Origin of the sequence: Niallia sp. FSL W8-0177 (genome assembly GCF_038006285.1) — a bacterium.
Taxonomy (GTDB): Bacteria; Bacillota; Bacilli; order Bacillales; family Cytobacillaceae; genus Niallia; species Niallia circulans_A.
In genome coordinates this window covers 2,060,897-2,085,360 of the sequence record NZ_JBBOUX010000001.1, presented here as the reverse complement: position 1 = coordinate 2,085,360, position 24,464 = coordinate 2,060,897, and the positions used below count along the sequence as shown (strand labels likewise).

The following is a 24,464-nucleotide window of genomic DNA, read 5'->3' as shown; positions in this document are numbered from 1 at the left end:
GTTCTTAGTGGAAAAGACAATCAAGGGTTTAGAGGAAATTAAAATAGTAAGCTATCATGATGATCTTGCTGGTAAAGTGGCCGACATGTGGACAAAAAGTAGAGATTCATGGGGAGGAACAGGAAAAACAGAAGAACAAGTACGCGATCAACAGCAAAGCTCAGATAATATCGATACCTTCTTAGCTGTTATAGGAGAAGAAGTAGTAGGGTACTGTGGTTTTTCTGTTTATAAAGAAGATACAGGAGCCTTGTATGTTCCTTTATTAAATGTTCGTCCAGATTATCATGGCAAGAAAATTGGTAAGCTGCTTTTGCTCCATGCACTCAATGCAGCGACAGAATTAAAATGGCCAAGACTGGATTTATATACTTGGGCAGGTAATCTTAAGGCAGTTCCATTATATAAACGCTGCGGTTTCTTTTGGGAGGATAACGACCAATATACACATCTAATGAATTTTATCCCAACAGTTCGAAATGACGCAGTAATAAATAGTTATTTAAAAAACATGGATTGGTATGCAGATTTAAAAAGAAATCTTGAAATAAAGCCAGATGGGGTGTTTGAAAGAGGCTTTACACATTATGAATATGTGTGGCAAAAAGAAACAGAGACGATTGTTGTAAAATTTGAAAAAACAAGTAGAGGAATCTGCTCTTTGGAAACTAAGGATTTTCAGATTGAATTAACAATGGATAATCATAAATGCATAGAAGAAATAGAGCATAAGGTCTATTTAAAGATAAAAAATAAAACAGCAAGCCCAATTTCTTTAGAAGTATTGGCAGATAATCAGGACAGAATTCAATGCAGTTTTCAAAGATCACAAGAGATAAAGGGTAATCAAGAAATAACGATTTCTTCTTCTTTTGTGATTGAAAAAGGAGAAGAACCTGTAAATGGAAAAACCTTTCCGGCATTAAAGGTTGCAGTTAGAATCAATGGACTAGAAACAGGCTTACAACTGGGGGTTTTCCCACAAGCACCTATTTCGATTGAGGGAAAGGAAATAGAGGACATTTTAGCGAAAGGAATGAACACATACTTAGATTTAGAGATTAGAAATAATTTAGAAAAAGATATTTATGGATATTTCACCATTCCTAAAAATGACCGCTTACATTTTGAAGGGGATAAGTATTCTTTCGATCTGGCTAAAAAAGCGAAAAAGTGGATTCGCATTCCGGTTCAAGTGAAGAGTTGTGGTAGTTTTAAAGAAAAAATCATCGGAGAAATTGTGGAGAATGAGCAGGGGATTTTAACGTTTGAAAAGGAAATTGCGCTTGCCTTAAAAGGGATTGGCGAACAGTTTGTAGTAGAACAAGAAAAGAGTTGGCAGGTTTATAACGGTCCACATCAACTTACCGTAAGCAAAATGGATCTTACGACAGAAATTGCTCATACAGACTTTGCTCTGTTTGCACCGTCTATTGGAAAGCCTTATTCTAATGAGCTGTCTAAACAAAAGCCATATGAAGTTCGTATAGAAAAAACTGGAAACAGTATTAAACTGGAACTATTCTTTAAGTCTAATGCTTTTCCATATCTAGATATTATGTTAACAAATCAGCTCTTTGCCGAAGGGTTGATTAAACGTTGGATAACCATTGCTAATAATAGTTTGGAAGAAAAAGAAATAAGTGTACAGGAAACTTTTTTTGACATATGGCAGAATCTCTATTTCCCTTTAAATGGGGAAGTTGTTTCCTTTAATGAATGGAACCTCGTACAACCTTTTGAATTAAATTCTAAGGATATAACGGGGAATTGGTATTTTTCTTCTCCAAATTCTAGCCCATTCGGTGTTGCATGGGCTAAAGAAGCCCGCGTTAAAATGGATAATTGGAAGGTGCATATAGAATCCACACGCATGCTCGGAAAAAATGAATCCGTTGCTTTTTCGCCTATTAGAGTGAATATCGGTGCCTATCGTAATTGGCAGCAATGGGAGTTAGCAGCAGAAGGGCTACAGAAAGAGCACGCAAGTACTGTTATCTCAGGATTTAAAGTTGAATTTAATGAGGAAAATCTTATTATAGATAGAGATAATGACTTAAAAGTACGAATAAAGAATTATAGTAATCAAGCAATACAAGGTGAAATGACCATAACAATGAATGAAAGACAAGGAGATTCACAGAGAATTGATACGGAAGCATCAGAAATCTACCAAATTCAGCCTCAAAGGGATCTTCAATTAGGGCTAAACACAGTGAAAACAACCATTTCTTTGCCGACAAAAATAATAGATACCGAAGATTTACTTTTTGTACCAAGTAGTAAGAACATGACAACAGAAGTGATAATAGAAGAAGGAGTTACCATATACCATGTTTCGAATGGAATAATATCTTTTAAAGCTTCTCCTGATTACTATCCAGGCGTCTATTCTTTAGTAGTAAATGGGAAAGAATGGTTGGATCATGCATTTCCTAAACCTATCGCAAAAAGTTGGTGGAATCCGTGGTGTGGGGGCATTAAAAATGGTCCGCCAGATTTAAATGTATTTTCTGTCTTAAAGGAAGAGACAGCTTGTGCATTTACTAGTTTAAAAGATATCCATCATAACGAATGGACTGGTGTGAAGCTGGTAACAACGATAAGGCATCATGAGAAATGGAATGGGTTAAAGTATGAACAATATTTCCTTACAATGCCAGGCATTCCTTTGCTCATTACATTTGTAGAAATAATTGATGATGCAGGCAGACGTATGGCAGAAGAAGAATGGCATACAAACCTATTTATCACTTGCAATGAGGAGGAAAAAGCTGTACTCCATATTCAGGATAACAAGGTTAGTACAAAACAATATATGGTTGCTTCAGAAGAGCAAGAAGTTAATATAAAGGGTCATTCCTATTTATCGCTAGAGCAAGAAAAGTGTTATTATATTGCAAGTGGTAAATCAAAAGGTATAGATTTCTATAGTAATAAAGATGTGATACAGTTGATTTCCTATGCTAAGTGCAGAAGAACAGAGAACCGCTTATTTACAGAACCAACCTATCTTCTGTTTACCGAGGGGGAATTACAGTCTTCTTTAGTTAATAAGGTAAGGCAAATAGCATTTTCAGAAAGGGAATACGTAGATGAAAATAATTGATGCCCATATACACTACTCAAATATTGGATCGTTTAAAGAGACAGCTCGAGATCTTTCCTTTGTAGATTATAGTTATAAAGGTTTGAAAGAAGAGATGAGGAAGGCTGATATTGTCCTTGCGATTGGGATGGGGGTTACAGAAACGCCAGAGATGGGCTTTCCTGATTATAAGGCCCAGACCCCAATGGGATTAGATTTGGACTTATTGGTTCCAGACAATGTCGTCTGCTGTGCTGGGATAAATCCATATGATATGGATTTATCGGCACAAGAACGATTAGAGCAGGAGATTCAAAAGCCACATGTTGTGGGAATAAAAATTTATTTAGGCTACTACCCTTTTTATGCCTATGATGAGGTATATGAACCTGTTTATCGACTAGCAGAAAAGTATCAATTACCAGTTGTGTTCCATACTGGAGATACATACTCTGAAAGAGGATACTTAAAATATAGTCATCCTCTAGCAATTGATGAAGTGGCTGTGAAACATCGTAATGTGAATTTTATGATGGCACATTTCGGTGATCCTTGGACATTGACTGGTGCGGAAATTATTTATAAAAATTCGAATGTATATGCCGATTTATCTGGTTTAATCGTTGGAACAAAAAAAGAACTGGAAGAAGCACATGAAGGGATTTTTCTCGATCATTTACGCCATGCATTAGTTTTTGCCCAATCATATGATAAATTGCTTTTTGGGACAGATTGGCCGCTAGCCCCATTTGAACCATATATAGAGTTTATAAAAAAGCTCATTCCAGAAACTTACCATGAAGACGTATTTTATCGAACAGCATTGAAGGTATTTCCAAAAATAAAGCCCTTTTTAAGTAAGAAATAGGAAATGAATAATGAAACGAAAGCCGGTGTAGAATAGTTTTATTTTCTACTCCGGCTTTCATATTTATATTGATTGTTCTTTCATATTCGAAAAACTACTTTTCATGATACAATATGGACATAATAGATTGCTGGATGTGAGAATAAATGAAGCTTATTACGAAAGTAGAAAATATAATAAAGCAAGAGATGGAGAATGATGCTAGTGGTCACGATTGGTATCATGTAGATAGAGTACGTAAAATAGCCTTATTACTATCAGAAAAAGAAGGAATTGAGTATTCTCATAACATAGAACTGTCTGCGTTATTGCATGACATTTCAGATGAAAAATTAAATAAATCCAAAAGCGAAGGGCAACGAAGATTAGCAAATATACTAATGCAGATTCCAATTGAGAATCAAGAGAAGGAACAGATTAAAGCTATCATCGAAACAGTTGGCTTTAAAGGAGGAAATGGGATAACTCCCAAAAGTCTGGAGGCAAAAATAGTCCAAGATGCTGATCGATTAGATGCGATTGGAGCACTTGGCATTGCTCGTACATTTGCTTATGGAGGAAGTATAGGAAGTCCTATTTATGATCCACATATTGCAGTAAGGGAAAAGATGACAGAAGAAGAATATCGAAAAAACAACTCCTCTTCTATTCACCATTTCTATGAAAAACTATTGAAAATTAAAGACCTTTTACATACAGAAAGTGCTAAAAAAATGGCAGTGGAAAGGCATCAATTTATGGAAAGCTTTCTAAAAGAATTTTATAAAGAATGGAATGTACAAAATGAAGAGTATTTCAATTGAAAATGTAACAAAGACATATGGAGAGAAAAAGTTATTTGAAAACATCTCTTTTTCAATAAGTGAAAAAGAACGGGTAGGTTTAATCGGCATCAATGGAACTGGGAAATCATCCTTATTAAAAATAGTTGCTGGAATAGATATTCCAGACGAAGGAGATATCATAGCACCGAAGGATTTTCGTATCGCCTATTCTGCCCAAAGCCCAGAATTAAATCCAAATCTTACCGTATTAAACCAAGTATATGCTGGTGATGCACCGGTATTAGCATTAGTTAAAGATTATGAAGCAATGTTAATGGAAATCAACCATGATCCAGAGGACAATAAGCTTCATGAAAAATTATTTGATTTACAAAAAAGAATGGATGCTTTAAATGGCTGGGAAGTTCATACAAATGCAAAGACGGTGTTAATGAAGTTAGGAATTACTAATTTTAATAAGAAGATTGGCGAATTGTCAGGTGGGCAAAAAAAACGGGTTGCTTTAGCACAAGTTCTGATTCAAGAACCAGATTTGCTTATTTTAGATGAACCGACAAATCATCTTGATTTTGAGGCAGTTAAATGGCTGGAAGATTATTTAAGCAGATACACAGGAGCACTTTTATTAGTAACACATGACCGCTATTTCTTAGACCGTGTCACAAACAGAATGTTTGAATTAGATGGGGGCAATTTGTATAGCTATAAAGGCAATTACGGTGACTTTTTACAGGCGAAAGCTATCAGGGAAGAAAATGAAGCAGCTACTCTTGATAAGCAAAAGAATTTATTTAGAAGAGAATTAGAATGGATTAGAAGAGGGGCAAAAGCGCGTTCTACTAAACAAAAAGCCAGAATTCAGCGCTTTGACGCATTAGACGATAAATTAGCTAATGTTAAAGCTAAAGATAAATTAGATATCTCCTTGAAAGGAAGTCGATTAGGCAAGCAAGTCTTTGAATTGGTGGAGGCAAACAAGTGTTTCCATGATAAAATAATCTTAAATAATTATAATTTGCTTGTAAAACCAGGGGATAGAATTGGAATAATAGGAAAAAATGGGACTGGTAAATCGACCTTCTTAAATATTTTAGCAGGCAAGGCATCCCTCGATTCTGGCGAAAGAATCATTGGGCAAACAGTAAAAGTGGCTTACTATACGCAAGAAAATGAAGATATGGATACATCTAAAAGAATGATTGAATATCTAAAAGAAACGGCTGAAGTAATAGAAGCCTCTGATGGAAAAGTCATTACAGCTGCCCAAATGCTGGAAAGATTCTTATTCCCTCTTCATACCCATGGAACGATTATTGGAAAGCTATCTGGTGGGGAAAGAAGAAGACTTTATTTGTTGAAAATACTAATGGGAGAACCAAATGTACTCTTATTAGATGAGCCGACAAATGATTTAGATACACAAACATTAATGGTTCTGGAAGATTATTTAGAAGATTTTAACGGCGTGGTTATTACCGTATCCCATGATCGCTATTTTCTTGATAAGGTTGCTGAACAGCTGTTGATTTTAAAAGGAAATGGTATTATCGACACCTATTATGGCAATTACAGTGAATATTTAGAGGTGGAGAGAAAAGAAGAACAACAAATAAAAGAGAAAACAGAAATACCACTTCCTAAAAAGGAACCAAAGGAGAAAAAAGTAAGACTAAGCTATAATGAACAAAGGGAATGGGCAACCATTGATGAGGATATCGAAAAAGTCGAAGTAAGATTAGCTACTATAGAAACAGAATTAGCCGAGACAGGCAGTGACTTCGAAAAAGCAGCTGACTTAATGAGCGAGCAAGAACAATTAAATAACCAATTAGAACACCTAATTGAACGCTGGAGCTATTTATCTGAAATCGCTGATAAGTCATAAAAGCTGTTTATTTTCGATATAGCATCAAGCATGATAAGATAAATGTTGAAAAAGAGGGGGATGGAATATGAGAATTATTTCTATAGAACCAACACCAAGTCCTAATACGATGAAAATTAATTTAGATCAAGAGCTGCCAATGGGAAAAAGTAATAATTATAAGCTTGATAATTCAGCGGAAGCACCTGAATTAATTCAAAATATCCTTTCCATTGAAGGGATTAAAGGGGTTTACCATGTAGCTGATTTCCTAGCGGTTGAAAGAAATGCCCGCTATGATTGGAAAGAATTACTTTCAAAAGTGCGGAATGTCTTTGGGGAGGACGAGGCTACAGAGGTGTCAAAAGAGATAAATGAGCATTATGGGGAGATAAATGTTCAAGTTCAAATGTATAAAGGTATTCCTATGCAAATTAAATTATCGGATGGCAATGAAGAAAGAAGATTCGGTTTACCTGACACCTTTATTCAAGCTGTATCGGAAGTTCGTACACCTGAAGATAATGTAGTAATGACACGTAAATGGAAAGATTTCGGTGTGCGCTACGGTGAATTTGAGGAAATTGGGCATGTAATGGTGGAAGAACTTGTTGCTGCATACCCACAAGAGCGAATTAATGCGATTATTGAGCATGCAAAAAATCCGCAAACAGAAGCAAATGATAAACAGGTACGAGTGCGAACAAAGCTGTCATTTGCAGATTTAGAGAATCAAGATTGGAAAGTTAGATATCAAAAGCTAGAACAAAGCGAAGATCCTACAGTAGATGATATCCCTGTGCTAACGAAAGCACTAGATGATGAAAAACCATCTATTCGCAGACTTGCGACTGTCTATCTTGGAATGATTGAAGATACAGCTGTTCTTCCTTCCTTATATAAGGCACTAAAGGATAAAACGGTAACGGTGCGGCGCACTGCAGGAGATTGCTTATCCGATTTAGGGTTTCCCGAAGCAATGGAAGAAATGATCCATGCATTAGATGATAAAAGCAAGATTGTTCGATGGAGAGCCGCTATGTTCTTGTATGAAGTTGGAGATGAGCGAGCATTGGCTGCGCTTAAGGCTCATGAGGACGATCCAGAATTTGAAGTGAGCTTACAAATAAAACTAGCTATTGAACGAATTGAACTAGGGGAAGAAGCAAAAGGTTCTGTTTGGAAACAAATGACCGAAGCGCGAAAATAAGCTGTAACTATATTTTCCTAATGCTAAAGATTGTACGAAAAACATTTCTAATGTATATTTAGGAATAGAATATACGTATATAATGGAGGGATTACTTATGTCAATGGCATATGATGAGTATATGAAACAAGTAGTAAAACCGATGAGAGCAGAATTAACCCAAGCAGGCTTTGAAGAATTACTGACAGAAGACGCAGTGGAGCAATTTATTGAAACAAACAAAGGTACATCGTTAGTAGTTGTTAATTCTGTTTGTGGATGTGCTGCAGGTTTAGCAAGACCAGCGGCAACGCAGGCAGTGCTTGCATCTGAAAAAAAGCCAGATCAACTAGTAACAGTATTCGCTGGCCAAGATAAAGAGGCAACAGCAAAAATGCGCGAATTCTTCGGGGATATTGAGCCTTCTTCTCCGTCCATGGCATTAATTAAAGATAATAAAGTTGTTCATTTTATTCATCGCTACGATATTGAAGGAAATTCAATGGAAGCAATTATGGAAAATCTTGTATCAGCTTTTGAACAATATTGCTAAAAAATTTGGTTCATGAGAATAAAGGGTTACCTTTTTCTCATGGACTTTCTTTTTGTATAGGATTTATATTCGTCGATAGATAATTTAAAATTATCTATTTTATAATGAAGACCTAATTTTAACATGATTCGCATTGAATATAGTATTACATAGAAGTAGGAGAAAAAATATGATTGTAACAACTGCCGGTAGGACAAATAAGGATATGCAAATTCTCGCAGATAGAATTGCCAAAGACTTCAACTGCAGATATGTCAGGAGAGAAAAAGTATCTATTCAACACTTAAAAGAGCAATATCAATCAGATATTCTGATAATTGGAAAAAATAGATTTGAATTCTGTTCATTAAATACAGAGGAGCCTTTCTTTTTTCATCCGAATTCAGCAGTCTTTCGAATAAAAAGGCTGATGAATAAGGAAAATGATCCTTTTATTGTTGCGACAAATTTAGCAAAGGGAAAAAGTTTTTTAGATTGTACTTTAGGTCTTGCTTCTGATAGCATTGTTGCAAGTTATGTGGTGGGCAGTAGTGGAAACGTAGAAGGATTAGAAGCGAATCAAGTGATAGCATTTCTTGTTAAGACAGGTTTGAAAGAATGGGAGACAAGTAATCCTGCTATCGATGAAGCAATGCGAAGAGTTACAGTCAAGCATATTAACGCATTAGAAGCACTTGCTCGAAAAGAAGACAATAGTATTGATTGCGTATATTTTGATCCTATGTTTGAGGAAACTATTTCATCTGCTGGAATCAACCCGTTAAAACAACTAGCACATTATGAAGAAGTGTCTGTAGAATTAATCAATCAAGCAAAGCGAGTGGCGAAAGAAAGAGTCGTTTGGAAAGATCATTTTAGGAGCAGCAGATTTAACCGATTTCAATTTGAACAGGTAAAGCGAAAAACAGCAAAATTTCATTACGGAATCTGGTTGAAAAAAGAATGATAAAAAAATAGCCTCAATGATAAGGATAATAGTAGAAGATTAGATAGTAAATAATATATACTTAATCTATAAATATTTTTTCGATTTATAATAACATCAGGATGCGGAAAGCGAGGTGTAATAAATGCCTAATTGGCTTCGTAAAAGCCTGGTCGTATTTGTTTCTATTTTAACGTTTGGTCTTGTTTCACCATCACCAGCAACCTTTTTAAATAATAATAATAATGATAAGAAACCAATTGATGAGCGAGAAGTACCATTTGCTAGAGAAAGTATCGAAGATGAAGCGATATTTGTTGATAGTACTGAGGGGAATTTCTCAAGAGAAGATTTTATCAGCAAAATGATGAAGGAAGCAGAAGCACAAAGCTATTTAAAATTCGGGCCAAAAATTAAACCAGTAATTGAAGATGAATTTCGTTTAGTTGTTCTTCCAAATATGGAAAAAGCAATTAATGAAGTAACGCATATTTTTCCAGAAGAAGAGTTAAGTTATTTAACAGTAACTGAATTTCCTGCTGCAGGTACAAGTGAACGGATATTTCATATTACGAGAGATAACGAGGATATTATCCGATTTCATGTAAGAAGGGATCGTCCCCCACAGGAAGGTTATTATTTTAACTTCCATTACCACACGTATCATGATCAATTCCAAACTCATTATGCACTTGGAGAAATTTACTGGGATAAAAATACTCCGCCAAAGTGGATGAGCTAAAAAGGAAAATTGAAACTTTTTTATCTATGATTACGTAAAGGAACTATACTGAAAAAACTTGGAGGTAGAAAGATTATGGCAATTAGTTTATCCAAAGGACAAAAAGTAGATTTAACAAAAGGCAATCCTGGTTTATCAAAAGTAATTATTGGTTTAGGCTGGGATTTAAATAAGTATGATGGCGGAACTGATTTTGATTTAGATGCTTCTGTATTCTTACTTGGCGAGAATGGAAAAGTAACAAATGATGCTGACTTTGTATTTTACAATAATCCAACAGGTGGAAATGGTTCGATTGTTCATTCCGGAGATAATCGTACAGGAGCAGGCGACGGAGACGATGAACAAATTATCGTAGATTTAAAAAGTATTCCAGCTAATATCCAACGTGTTACTTTTACCATTACTATTCATGATGGAGAAGCAAGAAATCAAAATTTTGGACAAGTTTCTAATTCGTTTGTACGTATTGTTAACGAAGAATCTAATGAGGAATTGATTCGTTACGATTTAGGGGAGGATTTCTCTATAGAAACAGCGTTAGTTGTTGGGGAACTATATCGTCATAATAATGAATGGAAATTTAGTGCTATTGGCAGTGGATACCAAGGTGGTTTAGCTGCATTAGCAACAGACTTTGGTCTGCAAATTGGCTAAGACTTTATAAGCATATTTTAGGAGGAACCTTTTTTCATGGGAATATTTGAAACGATTATGGATACATATGCACAGTTTTTTAACTGGCAAATGTGGGGAGAGGTACTAACAGATCCAGTCAGCTGGGGCTATATTGGAACACTTGTAATATTGGAAGGCTTATTATCAGCGGATAATGCATTAGTTCTTGCCGTTATGGTTAAGCATTTACCACCAGAACAAAGAAGAAAAGCATTGTTTTATGGGTTACTAGGTGCATACATATTCCGCTTTATAGCTATCGGTATTGGTGTTTATTTAATCGAATTCTCATGGGTGAAAATACTGGGAGCGGCCTATTTGGCGTATCTTTCTATCAAGTACTTCGTAGATCGTAAAAAAGCTGCGAATCAGGCAGAAGACGGAGAAGAAGAAAATAAAGGCATCAATAAAAATGGAATTCTTATTCGCACATTTGGCTTATTTTGGGGAACGGTAATTTCTGTTGAATTAATGGATATTGCCTTTTCAGTGGATAGTGTATTAGCAGCATTTGGTGTCAGTAACCAAGTGTGGGTATTATTACTTGGCGGTATTCTAGGTGTCCTTATGATGCGTGGTGTAGCGGGTGTTTTCCTTAAATTAATTGATAAAATTCCAGAGCTGGAAGCAACTGCTTATATTCTAATCTTGATTATCGCAGCGAAGATGCTATTAGGCGTTTTTGATATTCACATCGAACATATTTATTTCTTCGGATTGCTAGTAATAGCATTTGGAGCCACTTTCATTGTTCACTTTAGAAATAAAAAGAAAGCAGAACAACAAGGCGAGGCTTAATAATTTCTGAGGATATTTCTAGTTTCTTTAAAGTAGTAGTACTAGGGATATCCTCTATTTTGTTAATTAGAATACTTCAATACTGAAACCACTTCTCGAAAATCCTCCTTTATATATATCTTTTGTATATCAGACGACTTCATCCTAAAGTCATTCAATAAGAAGTAATACTCAAATATTGAATTTTATAGTAAAATAGTAATAATTATCCTGCTTTAAATAAATTATTTATTAACAAAATTTCAGAATAGTATATAAATAGAATGAAAATACTGGAATGGAGTAAAGGAAATGAAATTATTCTCTGACTTAAATGAAAAACAATTGGAACGTCTTTTCTTCCAGTTACCAGAAGAGGTGTTTAGCACTTCGGAGAAAGAAGTATTATCCTATGCACTTGCTTCAACATTGTATATGCCTGCAACTAGACCTAATATTTATCAGGATTTATTGAGAAAGAAACATCCTGCTTTAACCTCTATGGTTATTTGTCTTGAGGATTCAATTGGCGATCATGAGGTGGATTTAGCAGAAAGAAAATTAGTAGAAGAGTTAACTGATATTAATCAAGCCATACAAAATGGACTTCTGCTAAAAAGTGAATTGCCATTGATTTTTATCAGAATACGTTCTATTGCACAGTTTTTAAGTTTAATGGATATACTTGGTGATAAGATCGCTTTATTAACAGGTATAGTAATCCCAAAATTTGAAGCAGAAGCAGGAGAAATTATCTTAAAAGAATTACAAAAATATAACAAGCTCGGATACTGTTTATATGCAATGCCGATACTGGAGACGAAGAAAATAATTGAAAAAGAAACGCGAATGAATGAACTCCTCTCTATCAAAAATGTGCTTGATCATTATAAGCACTTAATTTTAAATGTTAGAATAGGAGCAACTGATTTTTGTGGATTATATGGGATACGTAGAAGCCCAGAAACAACCATATATGATATTGCCATTATTCGCGACTGTATTTCAGATATTATTAATATCTTTACACGTGCAGATAGTGCCTATGTCGTTTCGGGACCAGTCTGGGAGTATTTTACGACGAAAGAAAGAATTTTAATCCCACAATTAAGAGAGACACCTTTTCGAAAACGTTATGGAAAAGCTGGAATGAACATGCGAACACAGCTAATTGATAAACATATGGACGGATTAATAAGGGAAGTTATGATGGATATAACAAATGGATTAACAGGGAAAACCATTATTCATCCGACCCATATAAAGCCAGTTCAAGCATTAAACGTAGTTCCCTATGAAGAATATTTGGACGCATTAAATATTATGGATAGCAATAATGGAGAAATTGGTGTTGTAAAGAGTAGCTTTTCCAATAAAATGAATGAAATTAAGCCTCATTTATATTGGGCGCAGAAAATTATTTTAAAATCAAAGGTTTACGGGGTGTTCCATGAAGGAGTTACATACATTGACTTACTTAAACAAGAAAATTTCATTACCAATCATTGATCATTTACAGATGAACATTAATGTCGAAGAAAATCCATTTCAGCTTCCTATTGAGGACTTTTTTAAAATGGCTGCAAGAATCAATAAAAGACGGGCATTTTTATTTGTCAGTAAACTACTGGGAAAGCATTTGCCAATTGAGCCAAAAAAAGGTCTGCTAACAGGTTTTATTCTTGCTGCGAGATATGAAGAAATTATGACCGGAAAGCATTCACCGCAAAGGGAGAGATTATTGGAAATTTATCATGATACCTCTTTGCCTTTTGTGGACAAGCCCTTTATCCAAAAAGAAGTATCCAATCCTATTATTATAGGGTTTGCCGAAACAGCAACTGCACTAGGTCACTCTTTTTTCCAGGCTTTTAAGCAAGCATCCTTTTTTCATACCACAAGAGAAAAGATAAACGGGCTGGATCCTATCATCTCATTTGAAGAAGAACATTCACATGCTACTTCCCATCGATGTTACGTGAAAAAAGACATTCTTGATAATAATAGGGAAATAATCCTCGTTGATGATGAACTCACAACTGGAAAAACAGCGATCAATATCATCCGAGATCTTCATAGAAAATATCCAAGAGATAAATATACGGTGGCATCCATTCTTGACTGGCGCTCTAATAAATGGCAATTAGAAATGAAAGCTCTTGAAGAAGAACTGCAAATAACGGTTCATTCTGTCTGCTTATTGAAAGGATGCTTTGAATTAGTTGGAGAGCAAATAAATCTTCCACCCATAATGGAGAGTTTGGTAACAAATGATGGAACTCCATCTGTAGAATATATTAGTCTAGAAAATTATGTGAAAGCTCGCATTATACCATTGATTTCCACAAATCTTGCAGGTGAGCGCAATGACTTCCAATATTTAAAGGATACTGGAAGATTTGGTATATATACAGAAGAAGGAACAGATGAGTGGATAAAACAAGCTGCAAAGGTGCTTAAGAAGAAGAGGGTGGGAACTAGTCTTTGTGTAGGAACAGGGGAATTTATGTATATACCCATGAAGTTAGCTAGTTTCATGGGGGAAGACATATCTTATCAATCGACAACAAGAAGTCCAATTTATCCAAATGATGAAGAGTATTATGGAGCTCAAACAGCATATTGCTTTGCGAATCCAGAAGATTTAGAGATTGTAAATTACTTGTATAATATAAAGCCTAATCAATATGATGACATTTTTCTGTTTTTCGAGAGAAACGTGAAAGAAGATAGTTTAAAAGAACTGCTAACAGCTTTAAAAGCAGTACAAGTAAAAAAGATTAATGTTGTTTATTTTAGTGGGAGGTAAAGATGCATTTAAACATAAATCAGCAAGCGAAATTCGGATCTTATAATAGTGAAGATGTCATTTTTCTTTTGAAAAATTTAAATGGAATACTCTTAGAAGGTTCCACCGAGGAACGAGAAAAAAAGATTCAAAGTGGGGCACATTATAGCGAAACATTACCAATCGAATATAATCCACCAGAACATTATTTACAGCTTTTTTGGAAGACACTGCATGTTTATAAAGATAAGGTTGCACTTAGTACTGCCGTTGTTGCAGAGCAGATATATCGTAAACATGGAAAACAAACGGTTTTAGTTTCATTAGCAAGAGCAGGTACTCCTATTGGGATATTAATCAAACGATATATAAAAGAAAAATATCATGTTTCTTTACCGCACTATAGTATTTCCATCATTAGAGACAGAGGGATAGATGAAAATGCTATTAAGTATATATTAAAATCACATAAAGAATCTGCTATCCAATTTATTGATGGCTGGACAGGTAAAGGCGCCATTTCAATTGAATTAACAAAAGCGTGTGAAAGTTATTTAAATAAATATCATGTTCAATTAGATGATACATTAGCTGTACTGGCAGATCCAGGATACTGTACCACGCTTTATGGAACGAGAGAAGATTTCTTGATACCGAGCGCTTGCTTAAATTCTACTGTTTCTGGGCTTGTTAGCCGCACCGTATTAAATGAAAGATATATTCAAATGGATGATTTTCATGGTGCGAAATATTATCAGGAATTAGAGCCGTATGATGTATCGAATATTTATTTAGATGAAATTACAGAAGCTCTACAAAAAATTAATCCAAAGCAAGTAGTAGAAAGAATGAATGAGAATCTTCTTGATCAATCGGTTGATTTTCGGGGGATGAAAGAAGTTCTAGCCATTAAGGATGAATTTCAAATTGAGAGCACGCATTATGTAAAACCCGGAGTTGGAGAAACTACAAGAGTCCTATTAAGAAGAATACCATGGAAGATATTAATGAAAGATCCTGACAGTCCTTATGTGCAGCATATCGTTATGCTTGCCAAAGAAAGAGGCGTAGAAATAATTCCATATCCCCATATGAGCTATACATGCTGCGGTTTGATTAAAAAGGTTGTGCAAAAGGGATGAAATTATTTGCATCTGACCTAGATCGAACATTAATTTATTCAAAACGTGCTTTAGAAGAAATGGAAACTCCTTGGAATCAATCAATGATTGGGGTCGAAGAGAAGAATGGGAAGTATGTCTCCTATATGACAAAGGTGAGCTATAATTTATTGAAAGAGATTGCTTCCCGCTATTTATTTATTCCAGTAACAACAAGAACATATGAGCAATATAAGCGGATTTTTATTTTTGAAAGAGAGGTACCAGTATCTTACTGTGTAACCAGTAACGGAGCAAGAATACACTATAATGGAGAAATCATGACAGAGTGGGAAGAGAGGCTAAAGGGGAAGCTTGGTGTGGAATGTAGTGAAAAAGAGGAAATATTGGCAATGCTCCAAGCGTATTCTCTCCCGGGAGATTTGAAAATTGCTGATAATCTTTTCTTTTATTATGTGTTAAATACAACAATAGCCGCTGATTTAAAAATAGAACTATCAAAGATTGCAGCAAAAAACGGCTGGAATATCTCTTTACAAGGAAGAAAACTTTACTTTATGCCAAGTCCTGTTTGCAAGGGAGAGGCAATAAAATATATTAAGGAACGAGAAGGAATCGAGCAATCAATTGGAGCTGGAGATTCTTTATTAGATCTACCTTTTCTAAATATATGCCAAACTGCGTTTATTCCTAGGCATGGAGAGCTAATAGGTGGTGGAGCAAGTAGATTTTCTCATAAAGCAACAAGTCAAAAAGGTGCGTTTGCTGGAGAAGAAATCATAAGAAAGGTTCATAAGGAATTTATTATTTAACGACTCTAAGGCGACCATAATTGGTCGCCTTAGAGTCGTTAAAAAGATGGATTTTGTTGGAAGGTAAATATATTTTATAGATCATCAGGTGAATCTTTTATCAATTTGAGCAATAAACAATAAATGGCGACAAAGAATAAATAGCTGCAAACAAATATAATAATCCCAAATAAGATAGATTCGAAAAAGATGGCCATAAAAAAACTAATTATTAGAGAAATAAAGATTAAATCAACAAAAACATACATGTTGGAAGATAGAACATTTTGTACATAATTTAAATCTGTTTCAATTTCATGATACGTGTATTTTCGAAAAAATGATCTCATAGTTAGCACCTACTCGCCTAATGTACTGTATTATATGCACACCCAGAAGGTTAGGTGCTAAAAACACAGAATTGGAGAATATAAAGAAAAATCTTACGAAAGGTTTCCTTTCTGACTACAAAAAATGAAACTTTTTTATTAAAAATTCGTAAATAAATATAAAGTAGAATGTTTAGTGTTCACATGGAGCTATGCTATGATAAAGATAGAAAGTTATCTTTGGGTTAAAATTAGGAAGTGGAGAAAATGAACAAAGACTTTTATACCGTTAATAATATAATACTTCCATTGTCTGAAGAAAATTGGTTTAATCTTTTGCTAAAGCCTATTAAAGAAAGACCATTATATGATACCACTAATCGTATATTTACTTTTGGGCAGGCAGTCGTTAAATTACTAGGAATATCATTAGACGAGGATGAATATTATAATCAGCTATTTAATTGGATATATAAAGATAATACTGGCTTACACTTATTAACAGATGAAACACTTGATAGGACAATCGACAATCAGCATTTTCAATCTATTCAAAAAGTATTTAATCGAATGAATGAGCAGAATTTGTCCATTAATCGATTTGTTGCGTTTCTTGATGGGGAAAATGTACTGATAAAATCTTCAGTTCCGGCTATTCATCGGAAATTGCGCGAAAGCTTTATTAAAGTAATTCAGCATTTTGTAGAAATAGAAGAAAACGGCATAAAAAATAAGGATTTACGAAGATTAGTAGTGGATATTGTAAAATGGTCGATTAATCATTTACAGCCTGCCTTACAAGAAACGGTACTAAGTGAAAATATGCCTAAGTTTCTCTGGTATGGGGATGCGAATAAAAGTCAGTCCTATTTTATCTATTATCTCCTTACTATTGGATGTGATATTGTCATGGTTCATCCTAATGGGGAAGATATTTTGGAAAAAGTAAAACTGGATAAGGAGCTTTTTTTTCAGCATCAATATCCACAAAGAAAAGAGCCTGAAAGTTTTCCTACAGAAGAAAGAAAAAGAACAGCGACAGTAGCATATCGGGCATCAAAGGAAATAGAGAGTATACTCCATCATGAAGGATCCAACCTATATAAACCATGGCAATTTAGGGATTATATCCCGTTTTCTGTTACCCTAAAAACTACATATGATGAAATTTTTCTTCTGGAAAAAGAGCTGGCTATGATTCGACCAAATTTCGAAGTGAAAAATGGAGAAGTGCATATCCCGGCTATTTTTGCTAAAATATTTGGTGTAAGTAAAAATCGAAAAGAATACTGGGATCGCATTCACGAAATAGTCAATCGAGATGAGACGCTATTAATTAAAGAGTTTCCGTTTACAAGGGCCATTATTAGCGATTACCGATACCATTATCGGGGAGCACTTGGAAGAAACGGCTTACTCGATCCGGAGAAGTTGATGAGTGCCCATTATTGGAATTATAAACAGCTGCCACTAGGCTTACAAAAAGGGATAGCAGCTGCAATTTCAAGGGTGTGTTCTAACCCAGTACTTATAAAACAGTCGAATGAATCAAATGAAGATGTAGCAATTTTTCTATTTTCTCAATGTTTACTTATACCAGATGAACTATTAAAAATGCTGCAGAAATTTGATTACTCACAAGAAGTACCAAGTATTGTATTATTTAAAACCGAAAAAAATGGCGTATTTACGCGAGAAGATGCAGCAATGTTAGTTTTAATGAATGCATTGGGTCTTGATATTATTATTTATAATCCAGCTGGTCATGTTGATATGGAGAACTTTATGCAAGACAATTTATTCGATACCCATTGGCTGGAGGACGTTGTATTCGACATGGAATACAAAGAACCATCCTTTTTAAAAAGGGGATTATTTGGCGGATTTTTAAAGAGTAGAAAGGGAGATAATGGATGAATATGCAACCATCAAATATAAACAATGCGGATAACCAAGTCGCAGAATTATTAACAGAAGAAAAAGTATCGGAAATTAAATTGGCGCTTAGAAATGAGCCAGAGGTGCAAAAGTTGGCCCAGTCTATTGATGAAAAAGATCAAATACAGATACTTGAATTCGGTAAAGAGCCGGCAACGCAAATTTCAAAATTCTCCGATAAAATCCTTAACAATATGAGAACAACTAAAGTAGAAGATTCTGGAGAATTATTAAAACAGCTCGGCAGAATCATGGATAAATTTGATAAAAAAGATTTTGAGGATACGTCAAAAGGTTTCTTTGGCAAACTGTTTAAAAAAAGCGAAAAGATTATGGAAAAACTTTTTGGTAAATATCAGTCTATGGGACAAGAGATTGATAAAGTATATGTTGAAATTTCCAAATATCAAAATGAAATGGTTGATTCGACATCGATGCTTGATGAAATGTATGAGCAAAATTATCAATATTATTTGACGCTCGAAAAATATGCTGTTGCGGGAGCAATGAAGTCAGAAGAATTAAAGACGCAAGTACTTCCGCAAATTGAAGCAAAAGCAACTGCTGGAGATCAATTAGCGGGAATGCAGCTTGACTCCCTTAGAAATGCAATAGAACTCCTTGATCAGCGGGTTTATGATTTAGAAATGGCTAAAATGGTTGCCTTGCAAACAGCACCGCAAATACGGTTGCTTCAAAGAGGGAATACAAAATTAATAGGAAAGATTAATTCGGCATTTGTTACTACAATTCCAATTTTCAAAAATGGGCTAATCCAAGCTGTTGCTGCAAAAAGACAAAAATTAGTTGCAGATAGCATGAGTGAGCTGGATAGAAGAACAAACGAAATGCTTGTCAAGAACGCTCAAAATATATCCCAGCAGAGTGTTGATATTGCAAGGCTTGCAGGAAGTCCTAGCATTAAGATTGAGACGATTGAAGAATCTTGGAATATTATTATAAAAGGAATGCAAGAAACAAAAACAATTGAAGAAGAAAATAAGCGATTAAGAGAAGAAGGCACAAAGAAATTAGAAGAATTACAAAATAACTTTAAGCAAATGAAACTTCAAGGTTAAATGGTATAAGGGATAGATATTTTTAATCACTTTTTATGAATTGTGGTTAGTGTTAACAGCATGAAAGAGTTCAAATGGATTTATTTTCCGATACGACTGATCGTCCGGGAAAATAAATCCGTTAGCTACTCTTAAATAAGTATCATCCTAATTTATTACCCTTATCATAAGATAATAGATAAATATTAATCGAGGGCCTTCTAAAGTTAATATTCTATGAAAATGAGTAATAGCTCTATTTTAAAAAGAGGACTTTATAAAAAATGAAATTATATCATACATAGGAGTTGGGAATAATGGCGATTAATTTACAAAAAGGTCAGAGAGTTGATTTAACAAAAGGGAATCCTGGATTAAGTAAAATTTTAATTGGACTTGGTTGGGATCCTGTTCAACAAAACAAGGGTGGGGGCTTATTCGGTTCTCTTTTTGGTGGAGGACAGGCAGCAAGTATTGACTGTGATGCATCTGTAATCATGGTAAATGAACAAGGTAAAGTTCAAGCGAATAGTGATGTTATTTATTTTGGGAATTTAAAAAGTCGCGATGGCAGTGTAATCCATTCAGGTGACAATCTAACAGGTGATGGGGATGGAGATGATGAACAAATCCGCGTTGATTTAAGTAAAGTTCCTGCACATATACAAAAACTCATTTTTGTTGTGAATATTTATGATGCAGTAAAGAGAAGACAAGATTTTGGGATGATTCAAAATGCCTTTATTCGAATTATTAATCCATTGACGAACCAATCACTTATTCACTACAATTTATCAGATGATTATGCTGGGAAAACGAGTTTAATCGCTGGGGAGTTATATAGACATGGACAGGATTGGAAGTTTGCAGCTGTTGGCACAGGTACAAATGCAGGTAGTTTAGGAGATGTGGTTAAATCATTTTCATGATCGGACTATAGCAATCGAATTTTTACAATCCATCTATTATTCAACGAGGGAGGAATAGAAATTGAGTATTAATCTTTCTAAAGGCCAACGTATTGATTTAACTAAAACAAATCCAGGATTAACTAGAGCAATTATTGGATTAGGCTGGGATATCAACCAATATGATGGTGGGGCTGGCTTTGACTTAGATGCATCGGCTTTTATGGCCGATGACAATGGGAAAGTAATAAATGATGTAGATTTTATCTTCTATAATAATCTTGTTCATCCTAGCGGCGGTGTGGAACATACAGGTGATAACCGCACAGGAGAAGGCGATGGGGATGACGAGCAAATTATTATTGATTTCACAAAAATCCCTGCACATGTAAGCAAAATTGGGATTGCGGTAACCATCCATGATGCTGAAGCAAGAAGGCAAAATTTCGGACAAGTGTCCAATGCCTTTGTTCGTGTTGTAAATGAAGATAACAACATGGAAATATTACGCTTTGATCTAGGGGAAGATTTTTCAGTTGAAACAGCTGTGATAGTATGCGAACTTTATAAACACGGCGGAGAATGGAAATTTAACGCTGTTGGCAGCGGCTTTTCTGGAGGACTTGCTGCTCTATGTCGGAATTATGGTTTAGAGGTTTAATGAGGGAAATTAGTAAAACTTTTTCTTGATTTTACATCTCGCTGACATATGTCCAAAAGAATGAACATAGAAGTATGCATTGATTTCTCTATGTTTCATTCTTTTGGATTTTTTTAGGAGTTATCACCCAATATTAACTAGTATTTTGCGTTGACTCACCATGCTATAATTTTAATAGACTAGTATTATTCTTATCCGTTAAATAAGTAATGGGCAGGAAGCGCAATCAGTTTATTGGGGAGGAAGAAGGATGAGATGGCTCAAAAGATTGGCACCAGTAGGAATGATAGCAGCAACCAGTATTCTTATGGGAAACTCACAGCTTCCTAATAATGAAATATGCTTAAAAAACCTGTCTGATCTAACAGTTATTAAAGCACATCTTTCCACCGAGGCAAAAGAAAATTTAGGGAATATTATTTTACTGCCTGATGCACATTTTGACCAAGCAGAAGCAGCTACTATTATTGAAAGATTAAATAAGTTACCACCTACTCTATTAAATAAGATACAATCTAGTGGAATAAAGGTGAAATTGTTTACAGGTAAATTAACAGATAATAAAACGGCGCAGAAATTTGCCGGTATTATTCCTAGAGGTTACAACTCCCAAAAAACATGGGATGATGTACCTGGTATTGGTGGAGGCAAGGTTGTGCTAGTGAAGATTGGTGCAAGCGAAAAAGGAAAAGGTCATAGTTCAGTTAATTTAGAGTATCATGAATTAGCTCATTCTATTGACTATAAAATTTTAAAAAATGCAAGTAAATCAGAACGTTATAAGGCAATATGGAATGAAGAAAAAAGGAGTCTATTTCCAACTAGACAATATTTTCTTCAGTATGCGGAAGAATATTTCGCCGAAACATTTGCTATGTTTTATGTTGGCGGAACAGACAAGGAAAAACTTTTTGAATCTGCTCCAAAAACATATCATTATATCGCTTCTATTAAATAGCTTGATTAACAAAAAAAGGGTGTTTTAATAATGAGACAATATTTAGATCTTTGTGAACATATTTTAACAAATGGTGTAAAAAAAGAAGATCGTACAGGAACCGGAACTATTAGTACGTTCGGATATCAAATGCGCTTCAATCTTTCCGAAGGTTTTCCTTTAATTACGACAAAAAAACTCCATTTACGTTCGATTATCCATGAATTACTTTGGTTTTTAAAGGGTGATACTAACGTGAAATACTTACAAGATAATAATGTTCGAATTTGGAATGAATGGGCAGATGAAAAAGGGAATTTAGGTCCTGTTTATGGTCATCAGTGGCGTTCATGGACGACTAGAGAAGGAAACACAATTGACCAAATTTCAGAATTGATTCATGCCATCAAAACAAATCCTGATTCCAGAAGATTAATTGTAAGTGCATGGAATGTAGGTGATATTGAGAAAATGGCATTGCCACCTTGCCATTGTTTATTTCAATTTTATGTAGCAGATGGCAAATTATCTTGTCAATTGTATCAGCGATCAGCAGATGTATTTCTAGGAGTGCCTTTTAATATAGCTTCCTACGCATTACTAACACATATGATTGCACAAGTTTGTGATTTAGAGGTAGGAGACTTTGTACATTCTTTTGGTGACGTGCATATTTATACGAACCATATTGAGCAAGTAAAGCTGCAGCTTACGAGAGATCCTAAGCCGTTACCACAGTTAAAAATTAACCGAAATGTAAAAGATATCTTCTCTTTTGAGTTTGATGATTTTGAAATTATCAATTATGAAGCACATCCTCATATTAAAGGAGCAGTAAGTGTATGATTTCTTTAATTGTTGCTATGGATCGTAATAATGTAATAGGAGTAAATAATCAATTACCTTGGCATTTACCGAATGATTTGAAGTATTTCAAAAGAGTAACAACTGGGCATCCAATCGTAATGGGTAGAAAGACAAGGGATTCAATCGGCAGAAATTTGCCTAATCGTGAAAATGTAATTATTACGAGAAATCCTGCGTATCAGTGTGAAGACTGCACAATCCTCCATTCTGTTCAAGAATTTTATGAGTGGAGCAAAGAGAAACAGGCTGAGGAGATCTTTATCATTGGCGGTGCAGAGCTTTTTGCAGAAACAATTAAGAAAACAGACAGATTGTATATAACACAAATTGATCATAATTTTGCAGGAGATACCTTTTTTCCGGCATTAAATTGGCAGGAATGGAAGCTGGTAAGTGAAAAAAAAGGGGAAGTTGATGAGCAAAATATTTATCCGCATACTTTTTTAGTTTATGAGAGAGTGTGATAAGGGATAGAAAGACAAGGACATAAGTATCCTAACTAGCGATAAAGTTGAGAAGAATGAACTTAAGTGTTTTTTAACTAATTAACCCCGAACAATTATACGTACAAGATAAGTTCGTGTGATTGTTCGAGGTTTTATTAATTTTAAGTAAAAAAGGTTTGTGGTGATCACCCGCAGACTGAATAAACGATTTTCAAATCCAGATTTTTAATGATAGAAATGGACTTGATTATATTTTGGGAGGTTAAACATTAAAAACCTTATCCTGCAACCATTAGAAAATCAATTGTCTTTTTTTATTGCATACTTAAATTTATCTCCACGCAAAACTTGTTTGGAAATATGCAAGGGATTGTTGTGTGTGTCATAAACCTTATCTTTTACCAACATGAGAGCAGAGCCCCGAGGTATATCTAATAAGTTAGATTCTTCTAATGTTGCATAACAAATTTCAATTGTCTTGCTGCCTGTATAAGGGGTGATACTGTACTTATCTTCTAAAACGGCATAAAGGGATCCATTCAAATTTTCATCTTTTAATGAATCAAACTTTTTGGTGAAAAACACTGTTTCAATTCCAATCGGTAAATTATCCACAATCCGGAGTCTTTCGATAATTAAAATATCTTCTGGTTCTGTTAGATTAAAGAATTCTATTTCTTGTTCCGTAGCTTTACGATAATAAACTTTTTGTGTTTTAGTTGTTAAAGTTTTTCCAAGTGTCTCCACGTTGCTAGTAAAACTCATAAAAACTCGATTATTTTGTTCGAGCATGGGGGCAGCTACAAATGTACCTTTCCCATGTATTTTAACAAGTAAATCTTCTTCTACTAAAATTGAAATGGCTTTTCTTACAGTGCTTCTACTTATTTCGTACATTTCACTTAATTCGAATTCTGAAGGAATACGCTCATCTTGTTTAAATTTCCCCTCATAAATATCTTTTCTAATTGTTTCCGCTAATTGGTGGTAAAGTGGTTTACTACTAGTTATATTTAAATTTTCCATATGAATGCCTCACTAACAATTTTAGTTATATAATACCTAAAAATGCATACAAGTGCAAATGAGATATTTCTAAAGTTGTATGCTGTTGTATCTAATTATAGAAGAGTATATCAGGGTGAAACAAA

The 24,464-nt window shown here is 34.6% G+C and carries 22 protein-coding genes; 21 read left to right on the top strand and 1 reads right to left on the bottom strand.

What is annotated here, in order from left to right; genetic code table 11:
• Window positions 1–7: 7 nt before the first annotated feature.
• The 21 genes from NST77_RS10255 to NST77_RS10155 all read left to right on the top strand — a co-directional run bounded on the left by NST77_RS10255 (window position 8) and on the right by NST77_RS10155 (window position 23,331).
• Window positions 8–3,109 (top strand): GNAT family N-acetyltransferase, encoded by a 3,102-nt coding sequence (locus NST77_RS10255; RefSeq protein ID WP_163186217.1) that lies wholly within the window; start codon window positions 8–10, stop codon window positions 3,107–3,109.
• Window positions 3,096–3,956: an amidohydrolase family protein gene (locus NST77_RS10250; RefSeq protein WP_095331986.1), complete on the top strand. Its 861-nt coding sequence runs from the start codon at window positions 3,096–3,098 to the stop codon at window positions 3,954–3,956. Before NST77_RS10255 ends, NST77_RS10250 begins: the two co-directional genes overlap by 14 nt.
• Before the next feature lie 155 nt (window positions 3,957–4,111).
• Complete coding sequence (locus NST77_RS10245; RefSeq protein WP_445668916.1) at window positions 4,112–4,759, top strand: HD domain-containing protein; 648 nt, start codon at window positions 4,112–4,114, stop codon at window positions 4,757–4,759.
• On the top strand, window positions 4,740–6,626 hold the full coding sequence (locus tag NST77_RS10240; RefSeq protein ID WP_341122946.1) for an ABC-F family ATP-binding cassette domain-containing protein: 1,887 nt from the start codon (window positions 4,740–4,742) through the stop codon (window positions 6,624–6,626). The genes NST77_RS10245 and NST77_RS10240 overlap by 20 nt, the downstream gene beginning before the upstream one ends.
• Window positions 6,627–6,693: 67 nt before the next feature.
• Window positions 6,694–7,815, top strand: a complete 1,122-nt coding sequence (locus NST77_RS10235) for a conserved virulence factor C family protein (RefSeq protein WP_123257818.1) — start codon at window positions 6,694–6,696, stop codon at window positions 7,813–7,815.
• A 97-nt stretch (window positions 7,816–7,912) separates the two neighbouring features.
• A complete protein-coding gene (locus tag NST77_RS10230) occupies window positions 7,913–8,347 on the top strand; it encodes a BrxA/BrxB family bacilliredoxin (RefSeq protein WP_047940439.1) in 435 nt (144 codons plus the stop codon).
• 169 nt (window positions 8,348–8,516) lie between these two features.
• Complete coding sequence (locus NST77_RS10225; RefSeq protein WP_123257817.1) at window positions 8,517–9,293, top strand: class I SAM-dependent methyltransferase; 777 nt, start codon at window positions 8,517–8,519, stop codon at window positions 9,291–9,293.
• A gap of 124 nt (window positions 9,294–9,417) precedes the next feature.
• Window positions 9,418–10,014, top strand: coding sequence for a YpjP family protein (locus NST77_RS10220; RefSeq protein ID WP_095331995.1), 597 nt, complete (start codon window positions 9,418–9,420; stop codon window positions 10,012–10,014).
• Window positions 10,015–10,089: 75 nt separating this feature from the next.
• Window positions 10,090–10,671: a TerD family protein gene (locus NST77_RS10215; RefSeq protein ID WP_095331997.1), complete on the top strand. Its 582-nt coding sequence runs from the start codon at window positions 10,090–10,092 to the stop codon at window positions 10,669–10,671.
• 36 nt (window positions 10,672–10,707) lie between these two features.
• Window positions 10,708–11,490, top strand: a complete 783-nt coding sequence (locus NST77_RS10210; RefSeq protein WP_095331999.1) for a TerC family protein — start codon at window positions 10,708–10,710, stop codon at window positions 11,488–11,490.
• A 291-nt stretch (window positions 11,491–11,781) separates the two neighbouring features.
• Window positions 11,782–12,978: an HpcH/HpaI aldolase/citrate lyase family protein gene (locus NST77_RS10205; RefSeq protein ID WP_095332001.1), complete on the top strand. Its 1,197-nt coding sequence runs from the start codon at window positions 11,782–11,784 to the stop codon at window positions 12,976–12,978.
• Window positions 12,920–14,278 carry a phosphoribosyltransferase family protein gene (locus tag NST77_RS10200; protein ID WP_171509680.1) on the top strand — a complete coding sequence of 453 codons (1,359 nt, stop codon included), beginning with the start codon at window positions 12,920–12,922 and terminating at the stop codon, window positions 14,276–14,278. Before NST77_RS10205 ends, NST77_RS10200 begins: the two co-directional genes overlap by 59 nt.
• 2 nt (window positions 14,279–14,280) lie before the next feature.
• Window positions 14,281–15,399, top strand: a complete 1,119-nt coding sequence (locus NST77_RS10195; protein ID WP_341122945.1) for a cysteine protease StiP family protein — start codon at window positions 14,281–14,283, stop codon at window positions 15,397–15,399.
• Window positions 15,396–16,190 (top strand): hypothetical protein, encoded by a 795-nt coding sequence (locus NST77_RS10190; RefSeq protein ID WP_123257815.1) that lies wholly within the window; start codon window positions 15,396–15,398, stop codon window positions 16,188–16,190. Before NST77_RS10195 ends, NST77_RS10190 begins: the two co-directional genes overlap by 4 nt.
• Before the next feature lie 575 nt (window positions 16,191–16,765).
• Window positions 16,766–18,415: a YceG family protein gene (locus tag NST77_RS10185; protein ID WP_123257814.1), complete on the top strand. Its 1,650-nt coding sequence runs from the start codon at window positions 16,766–16,768 to the stop codon at window positions 18,413–18,415.
• The gene (locus NST77_RS10180; RefSeq protein ID WP_095332011.1) at window positions 18,412–19,515 is read left to right on the top strand and encodes a toxic anion resistance protein; all 1,104 of its coding nucleotides are present in this window, start codon (window positions 18,412–18,414) and stop codon (window positions 19,513–19,515) included. Before NST77_RS10185 ends, NST77_RS10180 begins: the two co-directional genes overlap by 4 nt.
• A 296-nt stretch (window positions 19,516–19,811) precedes the next feature.
• A complete protein-coding gene (locus NST77_RS10175; RefSeq protein ID WP_095332013.1) occupies window positions 19,812–20,423 on the top strand; it encodes a TerD family protein in 612 nt (203 codons plus the stop codon).
• 61 nt (window positions 20,424–20,484) lie between these two features.
• The gene (locus NST77_RS10170) at window positions 20,485–21,063 is read left to right on the top strand and encodes a TerD family protein (RefSeq protein ID WP_095332015.1); all 579 of its coding nucleotides are present in this window, start codon (window positions 20,485–20,487) and stop codon (window positions 21,061–21,063) included.
• A 250-nt stretch (window positions 21,064–21,313) separates the two neighbouring features.
• Window positions 21,314–22,021, top strand: coding sequence for an anthrax toxin lethal factor-related metalloendopeptidase (locus tag NST77_RS10165; RefSeq protein ID WP_095332017.1), 708 nt, complete (start codon window positions 21,314–21,316; stop codon window positions 22,019–22,021).
• 30 nt (window positions 22,022–22,051) lie between these two features.
• Entirely contained in the window at window positions 22,052–22,846 is a 795-nt protein-coding gene (locus NST77_RS10160; protein WP_095332019.1) for a thymidylate synthase, read from the top strand.
• A complete protein-coding gene (locus NST77_RS10155) occupies window positions 22,843–23,331 on the top strand; it encodes a dihydrofolate reductase (protein ID WP_095332021.1) in 489 nt (162 codons plus the stop codon). Before NST77_RS10160 ends, NST77_RS10155 begins: the two co-directional genes overlap by 4 nt.
• 282 nt (window positions 23,332–23,613) lie before the next feature.
• Here NST77_RS10155 and NST77_RS10150 read toward each other — a convergent pair whose 3' ends face one another.
• The gene (locus NST77_RS10150) at window positions 23,614–24,339 is read right to left on the bottom strand and encodes a GntR family transcriptional regulator (protein ID WP_095332023.1); all 726 of its coding nucleotides are present in this window, start codon (window positions 24,337–24,339) and stop codon (window positions 23,614–23,616) included.
• Window positions 24,340–24,464 lie beyond the last annotated feature (125 nt).